Source organism: Micromonospora ferruginea (assembly GCF_013694245.2).
In the GTDB taxonomy this organism is placed as follows: domain Bacteria; phylum Actinomycetota; class Actinomycetes; order Mycobacteriales; family Micromonosporaceae; genus Micromonospora; species Micromonospora robiginosa.
This window is the reverse complement of sequence record NZ_CP059322.2, coordinates 1,605,680-1,621,915: the sequence shown is the minus strand read 5'-3', so window position 1 is coordinate 1,621,915 and position 16,236 is coordinate 1,605,680. Positions and strand designations below refer to the sequence as shown.

General features: G+C 75.9%; 14 protein-coding genes. 13 read left to right on the top strand and 1 reads right to left on the bottom strand.

The window, feature by feature from the left end; all coding sequences use genetic code 11:
• Nucleotides 1–9: 9 nt before the first annotated feature.
• A complete protein-coding gene (locus H1D33_RS07050; protein ID WP_246411585.1) occupies nucleotides 10–1,122 on the bottom strand; it encodes a glycosyltransferase in 1,113 nt (370 codons plus the stop codon).
• A 105-nt stretch (nucleotides 1,123–1,227) separates the two neighbouring features.
• Between H1D33_RS07050 and H1D33_RS07045 the strand changes: the two genes are divergently transcribed.
• The 13 genes from H1D33_RS07045 (at nucleotide 1,228) to H1D33_RS06985 (ending at nucleotide 16,196) form a co-directional block, all read left to right on the top strand.
• The gene (locus tag H1D33_RS07045) at nucleotides 1,228–2,502 is read left to right on the top strand and encodes a DegT/DnrJ/EryC1/StrS family aminotransferase (RefSeq protein ID WP_181568842.1); all 1,275 of its coding nucleotides are present in this window, start codon (nucleotides 1,228–1,230) and stop codon (nucleotides 2,500–2,502) included.
• A gap of 42 nt (nucleotides 2,503–2,544) precedes the next feature.
• On the top strand, nucleotides 2,545–3,759 hold the full coding sequence (locus H1D33_RS07040) for an inositol-3-phosphate synthase (RefSeq protein ID WP_181568843.1): 1,215 nt from the start codon (nucleotides 2,545–2,547) through the stop codon (nucleotides 3,757–3,759).
• 71 nt (nucleotides 3,760–3,830) lie between these two features.
• Complete coding sequence (locus tag H1D33_RS07035; RefSeq protein ID WP_181568844.1) at nucleotides 3,831–5,045, top strand: acyl carrier protein; 1,215 nt, start codon at nucleotides 3,831–3,833, stop codon at nucleotides 5,043–5,045.
• Nucleotides 5,042–6,541, top strand: coding sequence for a class I adenylate-forming enzyme family protein (locus H1D33_RS07030; protein WP_181568845.1), 1,500 nt, complete (start codon nucleotides 5,042–5,044; stop codon nucleotides 6,539–6,541). The genes H1D33_RS07035 and H1D33_RS07030 overlap by 4 nt, the downstream gene beginning before the upstream one ends.
• A complete protein-coding gene (locus tag H1D33_RS07025; RefSeq protein WP_181568846.1) occupies nucleotides 6,534–7,784 on the top strand; it encodes an alanine racemase in 1,251 nt (416 codons plus the stop codon). Before H1D33_RS07030 ends, H1D33_RS07025 begins: the two co-directional genes overlap by 8 nt.
• Before the next feature lie 4 nt (nucleotides 7,785–7,788).
• Complete coding sequence (locus H1D33_RS07020; protein ID WP_181568847.1) at nucleotides 7,789–8,043, top strand: phosphopantetheine-binding protein; 255 nt, start codon at nucleotides 7,789–7,791, stop codon at nucleotides 8,041–8,043.
• A complete protein-coding gene (locus tag H1D33_RS07015) occupies nucleotides 8,040–9,200 on the top strand; it encodes an acyl-CoA dehydrogenase family protein (protein WP_181568848.1) in 1,161 nt (386 codons plus the stop codon). The genes H1D33_RS07020 and H1D33_RS07015 overlap by 4 nt, the downstream gene beginning before the upstream one ends.
• Entirely contained in the window at nucleotides 9,193–10,425 is a 1,233-nt protein-coding gene (locus tag H1D33_RS07010) for an acyl-CoA dehydrogenase family protein (RefSeq protein ID WP_246411587.1), read from the top strand. The genes H1D33_RS07015 and H1D33_RS07010 overlap by 8 nt, the downstream gene beginning before the upstream one ends.
• 47 nt (nucleotides 10,426–10,472) lie before the next feature.
• Complete coding sequence (locus H1D33_RS07005; RefSeq protein ID WP_181568849.1) at nucleotides 10,473–11,972, top strand: amino acid adenylation domain-containing protein; 1,500 nt, start codon at nucleotides 10,473–10,475, stop codon at nucleotides 11,970–11,972.
• Entirely contained in the window at nucleotides 11,972–12,505 is a 534-nt protein-coding gene (locus H1D33_RS07000; protein WP_181568850.1) for a flavin reductase family protein, read from the top strand. The genes H1D33_RS07005 and H1D33_RS07000 overlap by 1 nt, the downstream gene beginning before the upstream one ends.
• Nucleotides 12,502–13,341, top strand: a complete 840-nt coding sequence (locus H1D33_RS06995; protein ID WP_181568851.1) for an inositol monophosphatase family protein — start codon at nucleotides 12,502–12,504, stop codon at nucleotides 13,339–13,341. Before H1D33_RS07000 ends, H1D33_RS06995 begins: the two co-directional genes overlap by 4 nt.
• Nucleotides 13,328–14,284 (top strand): Gfo/Idh/MocA family protein, encoded by a 957-nt coding sequence (locus tag H1D33_RS06990; protein ID WP_181568852.1) that lies wholly within the window; start codon nucleotides 13,328–13,330, stop codon nucleotides 14,282–14,284. Before H1D33_RS06995 ends, H1D33_RS06990 begins: the two co-directional genes overlap by 14 nt.
• Before the next feature lie 100 nt (nucleotides 14,285–14,384).
• Nucleotides 14,385–16,196 (top strand): AfsR/SARP family transcriptional regulator, encoded by a 1,812-nt coding sequence (locus H1D33_RS06985; RefSeq protein ID WP_181568853.1) that lies wholly within the window; start codon nucleotides 14,385–14,387, stop codon nucleotides 16,194–16,196.
• Nucleotides 16,197–16,236: the final 40 nt, after the last annotated feature.

The window sequence follows — 16,236 nt, the reverse complement described above, 5'->3', positions numbered from 1 at the left end:
TCCGCCTCCTCAGGCCGCCACCGGCCGCGCCGACGGCGTGACCGGTTGGTAGTCGGCCTCGTCCGGGGCGCGGAAGCCGGTGAAGAGCAGGTCGGGCCGGCCCAGCCGGAGCGCGGTGACGAACGCGGCGCCGTCGAAGAGCGTCTCGATCGCGGCGCAGGCCACCGACTCGGCTACCGCGCGGGGCCGGCGGTCGCCGCCGAGCCGGCCGGGTGTCTTCGCGGCGATCACCGCCGCCGCGACCGCCGGGACGGCGAGCAGGCTGCGTCCGCCGCTGCGCCGGGCGGTGAGCAGCCCGGCCAGCGCCGTGACGGCGAGCGTGCTGGCGGTGTTGAGCACGAACCGGCGCCGGTGCGGGTGGGCCAGGCAGAGCCACTGCTCGGAGCGGCCGTACGTGGTGAACCGGTAGGCCACCGCGCGGAACGTGTCGGCGACGCCGGTGTCGTGGGTGACCACCCCGTCCGGCTCGGCGAGCAGCACGTACCCGGCGTCGGTCAGGAGCAGCCCGAGGTGCAGGTCCTCGCCGCCGATCGGCATCGGCGAGTCCTCCGGGAACCCGCCGACCGCCTCGAACGCGGCGCGCTTCAGCGCGGTGTTCGCGGCGGCGCCCCAGGAGACCCGGGCGAAGTGCAGCGGCCGGGTCAGGTCGCCGAGCAGCAGGTAGGAGCGGCTCATCACGCGGAAGAACGCGCTGTCGCCGGGCTCCACGAGCACCGGGCCGGTGACGCCGGCGACCTCCTCGCCGCTGGCGCGCAGCCGGGCCGCGTACCGGGTGATCAGGTCGGCCGGCACCCGGCAGTCCGAGTCGGTGAACAGCAGCAGGTCGTGGCGGGCGTGCCAGACACCCAGGTTGCGCTTGGCGCCGACGTGCCGGGGTCCGCGCACGTAGCGGGCGCCGTACTCGGCGCAGGCGGCGCGGTGCGCGGCGGCCTCGGCGGGGGCCGAGTCATCGACCACCACCACCTCCACCGGCTCCGGGCAGTTCGGGGCGGCGTCGCGCAGGCTGCGGAGTTGGCGGCGCATCTCCGGCACCCGGTCCTTGACCGGGATGACCACGGAGACGCCGCGCGTGACGGCGCGGGGTTCGGTCGGTTCGCCCACGGGCGACGGGGATCGGCTCATGGTTGGAGCAAAGGCCACCGCGATACAACGCCGATACACGGCGGCGGCCGGCGCAGGTATCCGGCGTGTACCGCCCATGTATCGACCGGCATCAGTGTCGGAGCCATGACGACCTCCATTCCGCTCGACCGGCGGCTCGCCGTCGACGGCGGCCGGCCGGTCCGTCCACCGGACCGCCCGTGGCCGCGCTGGCCGATCCCCGCACCGGACGCCGCCCGCAACCTCGCCGCCGTGCTGCACGGCGGGCGGTGGGCGATCAGCAGTCCCGCCGTCGGCGACGGCCCCCTGTTCGAACGCCGCTTCGCCGCCGACTTCGCCCGCTACGTCGGCACCCGCCACTGCGTCCCCGTCGACCACGGCTCCAGCGCCCTGGTGGTGGCCCTCGAATCGCTCGGTCTCGGCTACGGCGAGACCGTGCTGGTGCCGGCGCTCACCTGGACCGCCTCCGCCACCGCCGCGCTGCGCGCCGGCCTGGTGCCGGTGCTCGTCGACGTGGACCGGGACACCGGCTGCGTCGGACCCGACGACCTCGACATGTCGGTGGACCCGCGGGCCGTGGTGGCCGTGCACTGGGCGTCGAACATGGCCGACGTGCCGGCGCTCGACGCGGTCACCGGGCCGCGCGGCATCTCGATCGTGGAGGACTGCGCCCAGGCGCACGGCGCCACCTGGCAGGGCCGCCAGGCCGGCTCGTTCGGCCGGCTCGGCTGCTTCAGCTTCCAGCACGGCAAGGTCCTCACCTGCGGGGAGGGCGGGGCCGTGGTCACCGACGACGACACCCTCGCGCCGGTGCTGCAGGAGCTGCGGGCCGACTCGCGCCGCTACCGCGACGACCGGACTCCCCCGGGCGAGCTGGACCTGGAGGAGAGCGCCGGCGTGCAGGGCGCCAACTTCTGCCTGGGCGAGTTCTCCGCCGCCGTGGCGTGCGCGCAACTGAACACCCTGGACGCGCAGCACGACGTGCGCAACCGCAACTACCGGCTGCTCACCGAGCTGCTGGCCGACGTCGACGGCGTCCGGCTGCTGCAACCGGCGCCGGCGCAGACCCGGACCTCGATCTACGAGGGCACGCTCGTCCTCGACGAGCTGCCCACCGGCATGGACAACGCCGCCGTGGCCGCGGCGCTCACCGCCGAGCTGGGCAGGCGCTTCTACTGCACCGACGAGCCGCTGCACCGCAGCCGGCTGCTCCAGCCCTGGACCAAGCCGCTGCTCGCGCCGCTGGCCGAACGGTTCGCGGCGATCCACGCCGACCGCGCCTACCCGAAGACCGAGTGGCTGGCCGCGCACACCGTCCAGACGCACCACAGCACCTTCCTCGGCACCGAGCGGGACATGCACGACGTCGCCACCGCCGTGGCCAAGGTGCTCGCCCGCTGATCCGCGCCACCGCCGGCGCACCCACCAGAAGGGACCCATCCCGTGACCGTCACCCAGCGTGAGACCTCGCACAATCCGACCCCCGACTCCGACGGACCCGTCGGCGTGTGGCTCAACGGCGCCCGCGGCTCGGTCGCCACCACCGCGATCACCGGGCTGCTGGCGCTGCGCGCCGGCATGGCCGACTCGACCGGCTGCGTCACCGACACCGGCATGCTGCGCGACGCGCCGCTGGCGGAGTGGACCGACATCGTCGTCGGCGGGCACGACATCGTCGACACGCCGCTGGAGAAGAAGGCCGAGTCGCTGGTCGACTCCGGGGTCATCCCGGCGCCGGTGCTCGCCGCCGTCCGGGGCAGCCTGCCCGCGGTCGAGCGCGACCTGCGTACCGGCTACGACGCGGGCACCGAGACCGGACCGCTGGCCGAGGTGATCGACCGGCTGGCCGGTGACATCGAGGAGTTCCGCGACCGCCACGGGCTGTCCCGGGTTGTCGTGATCAACGTGTCGTCGACCGAGCCGCCGGTCGAGCACCGCCCCGAGCACGACGACCTGGACGCGCTCACCCGCAGCCTGGCCGACCCGGACGAGCGGGCGCTGCCGGCCAGCTCGGTGGTCGCGTACGCGGCGTTCCGCGCCGGGTGCGGCTTCGTCGACTTCACCCCGTCGACCGGCGCCCGGCTGCCCGCGCTGGAGATGATGGCGCAACGCGAGCGGGTGCCGTTCGCCGGCTCGGACGGCAAGACCGGCGAGACGCTGCTGCGGACCGCGCTGGCGCCGATGTTCACCTGCCGCGCGCTGCACGTGCTCTCCTGGGCCGGGGTCAACCTGCTCGGCGGCGGTGACGGCGCCACGCTGGAGGACCCGCGCAACGCCCGCAGCAAGCTCAGCTCCAAGTCGGGCGTGCTGCCGGCGCTGCTCGGCGAGGACGTCACCGCCCCGCTGCACATCGACAACGTGCCGGACCTGGGCGACCACAAGACCGCCTGGGACCACGTCTCGTTCGAGGGCTTCCTCGGCGTCCGGATGTCGATGCAGCTCACCTGGAGCGGCGTCGACTCGACGCTGGCCGCCCCGCTGGTGCTCGACCTGGCCCGGCTGACCGCCGCGGCGCACCGGGCCGGGCACGTGGGCCCGATCGAGGAGCTGGGGTTCTTCTTCAAGGACCCGATCGGCACCGACGAGCACGCCCTGGCCCAGCAGGCGCAGGTGCTCTCCACCTGGGCCGGCGGGCTGAACGGCCACTCCGACAACTGACCCTCCCGGCCGCCGGCGCGGACGTCCCGCGCCGGCGGCCCCGCCCCGTGTATCCGCTTCGAGGAGCCCTCATGTCACACGCCCGGAACGCACCCGACCCGCCGACCACGGACCCGGTGTGGACACCGATCCTGACCGGTCTGCGCGCGACCGCGCTGGACTGCCTCCAGACGAGCTTCGCCCTGCTGGCCGACCACGCCAACGGCTCCGGCAGCCACCTCGCCCTCGGCGCCCGGTACGGGTTCCGCACCCACGAGCACGACGGCCTGGTCACCGTCGAGGCCACCTCGGACGACCGGGCCGCCGAGGCGGTCGACCTGCTGGGCCTGCGGGTCGAGGGTCGCTGGATGCAGCTCGACGGCCCGCAGGTGCGCCGGCTGTGCGGCCCGGGCCAGCCGCTCTACGTCACCGCCGACGCCTACGACCTGCCCTGGTGTCCCTACCACGGGCACGAGCGGATGCGGCACAGCTTCCTGGTCGCCGACGTCGGCGCCGAGGTGACCGTGGTCGACGGCTACCACAACGACACCGCCTGGGGCGCCGCGCGACCGGGCGTGTGGCGGCTGCCCACCGCCGACTTCGACGCGGCGCTCGCCGGTGGCGCGCACACGCTGGCCGTGGCGGCGCACCCGGCGCCCGCGATCGACGTGCCGGCCATGCTCGCCGGCAACGCCGAGCGGGCCCGCCGCGCCCGCCCGCGGATCGCCGACTACCTGGCCCGCATCGGCGCCGCGCTGGACACGGTGGCCGGCCTGCACCGCTTCGTGCTCGACGTCTGGCTGCTCGGACGCGCCCGCGACCTGCACGAGCACTGGCTCGCCGCGGCCCGGCCGGACGCCGCCGCCGCGCTCGCCGGGCAGGGCGCGCGCTGGCAGCAACTCTCCGCGCGCAGCTACGTGGCGTTGCGGCGGGCCCAGGCGGGACGCCCGGCCGCGCCCGAGCTGGCGGACGCGCTCGGCGCGCTGATCGCCGCGCACCTGGACGCGCTGGAGTCGATGACCGCGCCGCCGGCCGCCGGCACCGCGCCGGCCGGCGGCGACGGGGTACGCGCGGCCGTGCTCGGCGCGCTCGGCGACACCCTGCACCTGGACGGGGCGGCGCTGCGCACCACCGACGTGCTGCGGGACCTGCCCGGCTTCGACTCGTTCCGGCTGGTCGACGTGATCGACCGGGTCGAGCGCCGGCTCGGCGTCGAGGTGCCGGCGACCGCCCTCTCCGCGGCCGACCTGCGCGACGTCGGCTCGCTGTGCGCCATGTTCGGCACCGCCGCCGGGGGTGTCCGATGAGCACCGCGCTGCTGCACGAGCTGCTGGACGTCACCGCCGCCGCGCGCCCGGACGCGCCCGCCGTCGACGACGGGAGCACCTGCCGCACGTACCGCGAGGTCCGTGCCGCCAGCGTGCGCCTGGCCGGCCGGCTGCGCGCGGACGGCGTGCGGCGCGGCGACCGGGTGCTGGTCGCGCTGCCCGCCGACGCGGCGCTGCCGGCGCTGCTGTACGCGGTCGCCCGCGCCGGCGCGGTCTTCGTGGTGGTCCGGACGCCGGCCCCGGACGTGGCCCTGGCGCACGTGCTGGACGACGCGGAACCGGCGCTGGTCCTCACCGACGACGCCGCGCTCGGCGCGCTGGCCCGCGCCCGGCGCCTCCCGGTACGCGACGCCGCCGACCTGGCCCGCGCGGCGGCGACCGGCGGCGACGCCGACGCGCCGGCCGACGCCGGCCCGCTGTCGGTCGACCCGGTGTGCCTTATCTACACCTCCGGCAGCACCGGCATGCCGAAGGCGGTGGTCTCCACGCACGCCCAGGTCACGTTCGCGGTCCGGGCGATCCAGTCGGAGCTGCGCTACCGGCCCGACGACGTGGTGCACGACGTGCTGCCCACCTCGTTCGACTACGGCCTCTACCAGATCTTCCTGAGCACGGTGGCCGGCGCCCGGCTGCGCCTGGGCGACCCGGCCGAGACCGGCGGCCGGCTGCTGGTGAGCCTGGTCGAGTCCGGGGCGACCGTGCTGCCGTGCGTGCCGTCGCTCGCCATCAACCTGCTGCGGCTGCTCGGCCGGCCCGGCGCGCCGCGCCCGCCGCTGCGCCTGGTCACCAACACCGGCGCGGCCATGCCGCCGGAGGTGCTCGCCGGCCTGCGCCGGCTGCTGCCCGACCTGCGCGTCCAGTTGATGTTCGGCCTCACCGAGTGCAAGCGCGCCGCGATCATGCCGCCGGACGGGGACCTGCGCCGCCCCGGCGCCTGCGGCCGGGCGTTGCCCGGCACCGAGATCTTCACCGTGGACGCCGACGGCCGGCGTCAACCGGCCGGGGTCACCGGCGAGCTGGTGGTGCGCGGCCCGCACGTGATGGCCGGCTACTGGCGGCGTCCCGAGCTGACCGCCGAGCGGTTCCGGCGCGCGCACGGGCTCTTCCCGCAGTTGCACACCGGTGACCACGGCCGGGTCGACGCGGACGGCTACGTGCACTTCGCCGGCCGGCGCGACGACGTCTACAAGGAGAAGGGCACCCGGGTCAGCGCCACCGAGGTGGAGGCCGCCGCGTACCGGGTCGACGGGGTGGACGCCGCCGGCGTGCTGCCGCCCGCCGACGGGCGCGACGGCGCGACGCTGTTCGTGGTGGCCGCGTTGACGCCCGGGGACGTGCTGCGCCGGCTGCGCGGCCAGTTGGAGGAGATGAAGGTGCCGGCGCGCTGCGTCGTGCTGCCGGACCTCCCGCTGACCGGCAACGGCAAGGTGGACCGGCGGGCACTGGCCCGGCTGGCGGGTGAGCGCCGTGGCTGACCTGCCGTTCGACACCCCCGCCTACCGCTACGACCTGGCCGGGGTACGCGCCAACCACGCCACCCTGCGCGCGGCGCTACCCGGCCCGAGCCGGCTCTACTACTCGCTCAAGGCCAACCCGCATCCCGCCGTGGTGGCCGCGCTGCACGACGCCGGCTGCGACGCCGAGATCTGCTCCCCCGGTGAGCTGGCCGCCGCGCTGCGGGCCGGGGTGCCCGGCGACCGGATGCTCTACACCGGGCCCGGCAAGCGCGACGCCGAGGTGGCCGGCGCCGTCCGCGCCGGGGTGCGCTGGTTCTCCGTCGACTCGCCGGTCGGGTTGGACCAGGCCGACCGGATCGCCGCCGCCCACGGCGTCGAGCTGCGGTGCCTGCTGCGGGTCAACGACCGGGTGCCCAACCCCGGCCAGGGGCTCACCATGACCGGCGTCGCGTCGCAGTTCGGCGCGGACGTCGACTGGATCGAGCGCGAGCCGGAGCGGTTCGCCTCCCGCCCGTCGGCGCCGGTGCGCGGGTTCCACCTCTACACCGGCAGCAACGTCGACTCGGTGGACGCGCTCGTCGCGCAGTTCACCACCGCCGCGGGCACCGCCCGCCGGCTGCGCGACCGGCTCGGCGTCGAGCTGGACGTGCTCGACCTGGGTGGTGGCTTCGGCGCGCCGTTCGCCCGCCCCGGCGCCAACGCGGACCTGTCCGGGCTCGCGGAACGCGTCGGGGAGGCGCTGGACGGGCTGTTCCCCGCGTGGCGCGACGGCGCGCCGACGGTGGCGTTCGAGTCGGGGCGGTTCCTCACCGCCACCGCCGGCACGCTGCTGACCCGGGTGCTGGACGTCAAGTGGTCACAGGGCACGCCGGTGGTGGTGCTGGAGTCCGGCATCAACCACCTGGGCGGGATGTCCGGCCTGCGCCGGCTGCCGCCGCTGGTGCCCGCCCTGCACCCGGCCGACGGCCGCGACGGCGAGCCGCTGGGCGGCGCCATCGTGGCCGGACCGCTGTGCACGCCGCTGGACACCTGGGCCCGCGCCGCGACCCTGCCGGACGTACGCCCCGGGGACGTGCTCGCCGTGCCGAACGTCGGCGCGTACGGGCTGTCGGCGAGCCTGCTGGCCTTCCTCGGTCACCCGGCCCCGGTCGAGGTGGTCTGCGACGGCGACCGGGTCGTCGAGACGTCCCGGCTGACCCTGACCCGGCTGCCGGCCGACCCGCCGGCCGCCGACGACGACGAACCACGAGATGAGAGGTGACGTCATGAACACCGAATTCACCGAGCTGCTCCGACCGTTCCTCAAGTTCGCCGGCACGGACGAGATCACCGAGGAGTCGCGGCTGCGCGACCTCGGCCTGGACTCGATGCGGGAGATCGAACTGCTCTTCGCCATCGAGGACACGTTCGGGGTGTCCGTGCCCGACGACAAGCTGGTCGACTCCACGTTCGCCACCGCCGGCGGGCTGTGGGGCGTGGTCGAGGACCTGCGCACCCCGGTCGGCGGTGGTTCCCGATGACCGCCGCCGCCGGGTACGCCCCGGCCGTCGAGACCGTGGCCGAGGTGGCGGCGGCGCACGCCCGGGAGGCCGACGAGACCGCCACGTTCCCCACCGAGGCGCTGGCCGCGATGCGGCGTACCGGGCTGCTGGGGCTGCTCGTCCCGGCCGCCGAGGGCGGCGCCGGCGGCACGCTGACCGACCTGGTCGACGTCACGCTGGCGCTGGGCCGGGTGGACATGTCGGTGGCGATGGTCTTCGCCATGCACTGCCAGCAGGTCGCCGCGATCACCGCGTACGGCGGGGAGAAGCTGCGCGCCGACGTGCTGCCGGCGGTGGCCCGGGGCGAGCGGTACCTCGGCTCGGTCACCACCGAGGCCGGCAAGGGCGGTCACCTGCTGACCGCCGAGTCGGCGCTGGCGCAGGACGGCGAGATGCTGCGGATCGACCGGGCCGCGCCGATCGTCACCGGCGGCCCGTACGCGGACGCGTTCCTCATCACCACCCGGGCCCCGGACGCCGGTTCGGCGGCGCGGGTGGACCTGGTCTACGCCGCCCGGGACCAGGTGGAGGTCGAGGTGACCGGCGGGTGGCGCCCGCTGGGCATGCGGGCCACCCACAGCGTGCCGATGCGGCTACGCGGCGCGGTGCCGCAGTGGCAGGTCATCGGCGAGCACGGCGCGTTCCGGGAGATCGCCACCACCGTCTTCGCGCCGCTGGCGCACGTCGGCTGGGCCGCGGCCTGGATCGGCGCGGCGGCCGGGGCGTACGCGCGGGTGCTGCGGCACGCGCGCAGCGAGGCGGGACGGCGGCAGTTCGCCCCGTCCTCGGAGCTGGTGCTGCTGCGGCTGGCCGGGATCCGCACCCGGCTGGACGCGGCGCACGCGCTGCTGCGGCACACCGTCTCGGTGGTCGACGACGCGGCGGACATGTCCGCGACGCCGGTGCAGTTGCTGCTCAACACGCTGAAGATCCGCGCGGGCGAGGAGTCGTTCGCCGCCGCGCACGAGCTGGTCGAGCTGACCGGCCTGCGCCACGGCTACCTGACCGACTCGCCGCTGGCGCTGGAGCGCACCTTCCGGGACCTGCGCTCGGCGTCGCTGAACTACGCCGACGACCGGCTGCGCCTGGCGAACGGGGCGCTGTCGCTGCGCGACCCGGGGGTGCGTCTTGCCTGAGTCGACGCGCCACGCGCCGGGCGGGGAGGACACCGCGCCGGCCGGGGACGATGCCGCGCCGGACGCGAGCCGGACCATGCCGGCCGAGGACCGCGCCGCGCCGGACGCGAGCCGGACCATGCCGGCCGAGGACCGCGCCGCGCCGGACGGGGGCCGCGCCGAGGTGCGCGCGGCCCTGTCCGGGGTGGATCCGGCCGACGCCCGCGCCGTGTGGCGCGCGCTGGGCGCCGGTGGCGTCACCGCGGCCCTCTACCCGCGCGGCGACCAGCCGGACCCGGGCCGGCTCGCGGCGCTGCTCACCGAGTTGGACGCCCGCTGCCCGCTCGGCGTGACGCTGTCGGTCTGCGTGCAGGTGGCCACCGTGCTGCCGCTGCTGACCGGCGCGGACGGCCCGGCCGAGCGCGTCCGGCGCGGCATGCTGCGCGGCGACACCGTGGTCGCGCTGGCCGTCACCGACGCGGCCGGGTCCGGCTCGGACCTGCTCGACGCCGCCACCCGGGTGAAGCTGGGCGCGGGCACGGCCACGCTGGACGGCACCAAGACCTGGATCACCAACGCGACCACCTGCGATGCGGCGCTGGTGCTGGCCCGGCACCGCGAGGCGCGGCACTTCACCAGCTTCTGCTGGCTGCTGGCGCCGGCCGGCGCGCCGGGCGTGACGGTCTCCTCCGCCGGCCGGGCGTTCGCCGGCTCCGGCGTGGGGCACCTGCGCTTCGACGGCGTCGCACTAGACCCGGACACCGTGGTCGGCCGCCCCGGCCGGGCGCTGGCCGGGTTCGCCCGGCAGGTCGGCGTCGAGCGGCTGGCCGGGGCGCTGTGGGCGCGGGCGATCTGCCACCGGCTGCTGGCCGGCCTGCGCGACTGGCTGCGGCGGCGACCGGCCGCCGAGGGCACGCTGTGGGACCGCCCGGCGATCCGGGAGCGGTACGCCCGCTGCCTGGTCGCCGTCCACCAGCTCGATGCGCTGTGCGCGCCCGCGCTGGCCGCTGCGGACGCGGTGGTGTCCACGGCCGACGGCATGGTGCTCAAGGTCGCCGCCGCCGAGACGGTGGACCGGGTCGCCGCCGAGGCCGTACGCCTGCGGGGCGCGGACGCGTTCCGCGACGGCGGCGAGGCGCACCTGCGCGGCGAGGTGGCCATGTTCGGCATCGCCGGCGGCGCCACCGGCGCGATGCTCGCCGGCATCGCCGACCACGCCGACGACCTGCTCGGCGACCTGACCTGACCTGACCTGACCTGACCGCACGAAACAGCACGGAAAGGAGCAACGCCGTGAGTCTCCACCAGTGGTTCCACCGCAGCGTGCAGCGCGTACCCGAGGCGGTCGCGCTGGAGGTCGACGGGGAGTCGGTGACCTACCGCCGGCTGCACGAGATCGCCGACGGCCTCGCCGGGCGCATCCACGCCGAGGTGGGCCGGCGCCCCCGCGCGGTCGGCCTGCTGGCCGCCCGCAGCCTGCCGGCGTACGCCGGTTATCTGGCCGCGCTGCGCGCCGGCGCGGTCGTGGTGCCGCTCAACCCGGCCTTCCCGGCCGCCCGCAACGCCCGGCTGTGCCGCGACGCCGGGGTGGACGCCCTGGTGGTCGACGCCGCCGGCGCGGCGGTGGCGGCCGACGTCGCCGGCGACGCCGCCACGGTACGGCTCGACGGCCCGCCCGCGCCCGCCGCGCCGGAGCCGGCGGTACGCCCGGACGACGTGGCGTACCTGCTGTTCACGTCCGGGTCGACCGGGCGGCCCAAGGGGGTGCCGATCCGGCACCGCAACATCGACGCCTATCTCGCGCGCTGTCTCGCCGGCTACCGGGTCGGCCCGGGCGACCGGCTGTCGCAGACCTTCGACCTGACCTTCGACCCGTCGGTGTTCGACATGTTCGTCGCCTGGGGCGGCGGAGCCACGCTCGTGGTGCCGCAGCCGGACGAGGTGCTCACCCCGGTGCGGTTCGTCAACGAGCGGCGGATCACGCACTGGTTCTCGGTGCCGTCGGTGGTGTCGCTGGCCCGCCGGATGCGGATGCTCTCCCCCGGCGCCATGCCCGGCCTGCGGCACAGCCTGTTCGCCGGCGAGCAGCTCACCATCGAGCAGGCGCGGGCCTGGGCGGCCGCCGCGCCGGGCAGCGTGGTGGAGAACCTCTACGGGCCCACCGAGCTGACCGTGACCTGCACCGGATACCGGCTGCCGGCGGACCCGGCGCGCTGGCCGGAGACCTCGAACGGCACGGTGCCGATCGGCGACGTGCACGACGACCTCGACGCGATCGTGCGGGGCGAGGACGGCACGACCGGCGGCGACGACGGTGAGCTGTGCGTGGCGGGAGCGCAGTGCTTCGCCGGCTACCTCGACCCGGCCGACGACGACTGCCGGTTCGTCGAGCACGCCGGCCGGCGCTACTACCGCACCGGTGACCGGGTCCGCCGCGAGCACGGCACGCTCGTGCACCACGGCCGCCTCGACGACCAGGTGAAGCTGCGCGGCTACCGGATCGAGCTGGGCGAGGTCGAGATGGTGCTGCGCGGGCACCCCGGCGTGCAGGACGCGGTGGTGCTGGCGCTCGGCGCCGGCGACGACGTGACGTTGCAGGCGGTCCACACCGGCGCGGCCGGGATCGCCGACGAGTTGTCCCGCCGCTGCGCGGACCGGCTGCCCGGCTACATGGTGCCGGCCCGGATCCACCACGTGGCCGCGCTGCCCACCAACGGCAACGGCAAGACCGACCGACGCCGGACCGCCGCCCTGGTCGGCGACGCCACCGGCGGGACGAGAGGAGAACGGTGATGACCGGGATCAGCAACGCACACGACCAGGAACGGGCGTTCCGGTCCGTGGCGGGGCGCTTCGCCACCGGAGTCGCGGTGGCGACGGCGCTCGGACCGGACGGGCCGCTGGGCATGACGGTCAACTCGTTCACCACCGTGTCGTTGTCCCCCCGGATGCTGCTGGTGTGCCTGCGGCGGGACTGCCGGCTGCTGGACGCGGTCCGGGGCAGCGGCCGGTTCGCGGTCACCGTGCTCGCCGACGACCAGCGCGAGGACGCGGCCTGGTTCGCCAGCCGAGGCCGGCCCACCGGCGCGGAGGGCTTCGCCGGCGTCGCGTACGACGCGGAGGCCGAGACCGGCTGCCCGCGGTTGACCGACGGGGTGGCGTACTTCGGCTGCGAGGCGGTGTCGGCGGAGCCGGCCGGTGACCACGCGGTGCTGATGGGGACCGTCCGCGCCGCCGGGCTGCTGCGGTCCACGCCGCCGCTGCTGTTCCTCGACGGGCACTACGCGCAGGTCGCCGACCTGCGGGAGGCGGGGGTGGCGCGATGAGCATCGGCGCCGCTCCCGGGGACCTGCGCCACCTCAGCCTGCGCGCCGCGCGGGCCGGGGCGGACGCCATCCGCCAGGCCCGCCACCGGGGCTTTCAGACCATCCACAAGGGAGGTGCCGCGCAGGACCCGGTGACCACCGCCGACCACGCCAGCGAACGGGCGATCCTCGACCTGCTGGCCCGCGACCGACCGCAGGACGCCGTGCTGGCCGAGGAGTCCGGGCTCAGCGCCGGCTGCTCCGGCCTGCGCTGGATCGTCGACCCGCTCGACGGCACGCTGAACTTCAGCCACGGGGCGAGCCGCTACGCGGTGAGCATCGCCGTGGCCGCGGGCTGCGACGCGGGCGACGGCGACGGCCGGGTGGTCGCGGCCACCATCCTGCAACCGGCCTCCGGCGCCTGCCTGGTGCTCGACGCCGACGGCGCGCGCGACGGCGACGCCCGGGTCGCGGTCAACCGCGACGCGGTGCCGGGGCACGCGCTGGTGGCGTTCGCGGTGCCCAACGCGCCCGGGCCGCGCCGGCGCGCGTACCAGGCACTCGTCGGCCTCGCGCCGCGCGTCGCGGACCTGCGCAACTCCGGTTCCACGGTCTGCGACCTCGCGGCGGTGGCCACCGGCGAGCTGGACGCGTTCGTCAGCTTCGACCCGGCCGCCTGGGACGTCGCGGCCGGGACCGCGCTGGTGGAGGCCGGCGGCGGGGTGACCCGCCGGTGGCGGCGGGACGGGCAGACCGTCTTCGCCACCGGTGCGCCGGCCGTGGTGGCCGCGCTGGAGGACTGGCTGGGCGCGGACCGCGCCGACGAGGAGAAGGGGAACGACGATGACCAGCAGTGACGAGTTCCGGCTGGCGCTGGTGGGCGCCGGGCGGATGGGCCGCCACCACCTGCGGGCGCTGGCGGGCAACCGGACGGTCCGGATCAGCCACGTGGTCGACCCGGTGCCGCAGGCGCGCGCGGCGGTCGCCGCCGCCGGGCTGCCGGCGTACCCGAGCGTGGAGGACCTGCTCGCGGAGACGGTGCCGGACGGTCTGCTGGTGACCGCGCCGACCGGCCGGCACGGCGCGGTGGTCGCGGCCGCCGCGAAGGCGGGGCTGCCGGTGCTCTGCGAGAAACCGGCCGGGCTGGACGCGGCCGAGGCCGCGGAGGCCGGCCGGGTGGCCGCCGCCGCCGGCGTCGGCTTCCAGGTCGCCTACTGGCGCCGGTACGTGCCGGCGCTGCGGCGGCTGCGCGAGCGGATCGCCGGCGGCGACCTCGGCGAGGTGCTGTTCGTGGCCGCCTACCAGTGGGACGGCGAGCCGCCGGCGGCGGCGTTCCGCACCGGCAGCGGCGGGATCTTCGTGGACATGGGGGTGCACGAGTTCGACCAGATCCGGTGGCTGACCGGGCAGGACGTGGTCGAGGTGGCCGCCCGGCCGGCCGGGCCCGTCACCGACCCGGCGGTACGCGGGCGGGACGTGGACAGCGCACAGGCGTTGCTCGGTCTCTCCGGCGGCGGCACCGCGCTGGTCTCGCTCGGCCGGCACCACACGGGCGGGGACATGGCGGCGGTGGAGGTCTTCGGCACCCGCGACCACGTCCGGCTGGTGTTCCTCGACCCGGCCGACGGCGACGCCACCATGTACGCGGCGCTGGCACGCCAGGCGGAGGACTTCGCCGGGCTGGTCCGCACCGGCCGGTCCGCCGGCGCCGGGGTGGCGGACGCGGTCGCCGTGCTCGACGCGGCACACCTGGCGACCACGCAGATCACGCAGAGCCACGAAGCGCATCCCGATCGGTGAGTCCTTTCATCATCTGGGAGCGCGTTATTCCCTAGCTGAAGGTGGGAAATTCAGCCGTCACAACACTGTGGACGGCACGGCGGAGCGAGGGACTACATCCATGCAGTTCAGTGTTCTCGGTCCGCTGACCCTGTCCGCGGACGAACAAGCGGTCACGTTGAGCGGCACCAAGCCACGACTCCTGCTCGCCGTGCTGCTGCTGAGCCCGGGTCGTACCGTCTCCACCGCCCGGTTGGTCGACGGCCTCTGGCCGGACGCGCCGCCCGCGTCGGCCGTGCGGAACCTGCGCACGTACGTGCACCGGCTGCGGCAGGTGCTGGACCGCGGCGGCGACTCGGCCGACCGGCTGGTGCACGACGGCACCGGCTACCACCTGTGCGTCGACGAGCACGAGTTGGACCTGCTGCGGTTCCGGCGTCTCGCCGACGACGCGCGCCGCGCGGCGCGGGAGGACCGGCCGGACGCCGCCGCCGACCTGTTCGACCGGGCGGTCGCGCTGTGGCGGGGGCACCCGCTGGAGGACCTGCCGGATCTCGGCACCGAGCTGAACGCGGCGGTCACCGCGCTACGGGAGCAGCACCGGGAGCTGACCACCGAGCTGACCGACCTGCGGCTGCGCCTGGGCCAGCCGGCGCGGGTCATCCCCGCGCTGCGCCGGATGGTGGCCGAGGAGCCGCTGGACGAACGCCACCAGGCGCAGTTGGTGACCGCGCTGACGCTGGAGGGGCGGGTCGCCGAGGCGCTGGCCGCCTACCAGCAGGCCCGGCACGGCATCGTCGACGAGCTGGGCGTCGATCCCGGCCCGGCCCTGCAGGGCGCGCTGCAGGCCGCGTTGGACGCGGACTCGGCCGAGGCCCGTCCCCCGTCGGGCCGGCCGGCGGCCGGCGCCGGCCCCGGCGTACCGCCGACCGGCCGGCAGGCGTTGCCGATGAAGCCGCCGATGCTGGTCGGCCGGGACACCACCGCCGGCCAGCTCCGTGCCATCGCCGAGGGCATCGCCGACTCGACCGGCACGGACGAGCACGCCGCCGTGGTGCTGGTCTCCGGCGCACCGGGCGTGGGCAAGTCGTCCTTCTCGGTGTCCAGCGGCTACGACCTGGCGGACCTCTTCCCCGACGGGCAGCTCTTCGTCAGCTTCGACAGCGGTGACGAGCCGCCGCGCGGCAGCGGGGAGCTGATCCGGGAACTGCTGGTCGAGCTGGGGGTGCCGCTGACCGGCATGTCCGAGGACATCCGGGAGCGGGCCGCCGTGCTGCGGTGCGCGCTCGCCGGCCGGCGGCTGCTGCTCATCATCGACGACGTCGAGTGCGCGCAGCAGGTCCGCCCGTTGCTGCCGGGCGCCGGGCGCAGCCTGGTCCTGGTCAACAGCCGGCAGCGCCTGCTGGACCTGGACGTGGGCTGGCGGCTGACGCTGGGCGCGCTGGACCGGGACGAGGCGGTGGAGCTGCTGGCGACGATCGCGGGCGAGGCCCGGGTGCGGGAGCAGCCGGAGGTCTTCGGCCGCATCGCCGACGCCTGCGACCAGTTGCCGCTGGCCCTGCGGATCGTCGGCAGCCGGCTGGTCACCCAGCCCGACGGCGCGCTGCCCGGCTTCGCCGAGCACCTGGAGGACGAGGAGAACCGGCTCGCCGAGCTGGTCGTCGGGGACATCTCGGTGCGCGACACGCTCTCGGTCAGCTACCGGGGGCTGGACGTCGACGCCCGGCGGGCGCTGCGGGAACTGGCCGCCGCCGACTCGCTGATCACCCCGAACAGCGCGGTGGAGATCCTGCGCCTGCCCCGGCAGCAGGCCAACCGGCTGGTCGAGCACCTGGTGCAGCACAACATGCTGGTGCCGGTCGACTCCGGCCTGCTGGGGCAGCGCTTCCATCTACCGGAGCTGCTGCGCATCTTCGCCAACGAGTGCTTGTAAGGCGGGGGCCCCGCTTAACGCATTCTGCATAAGCGGGGCC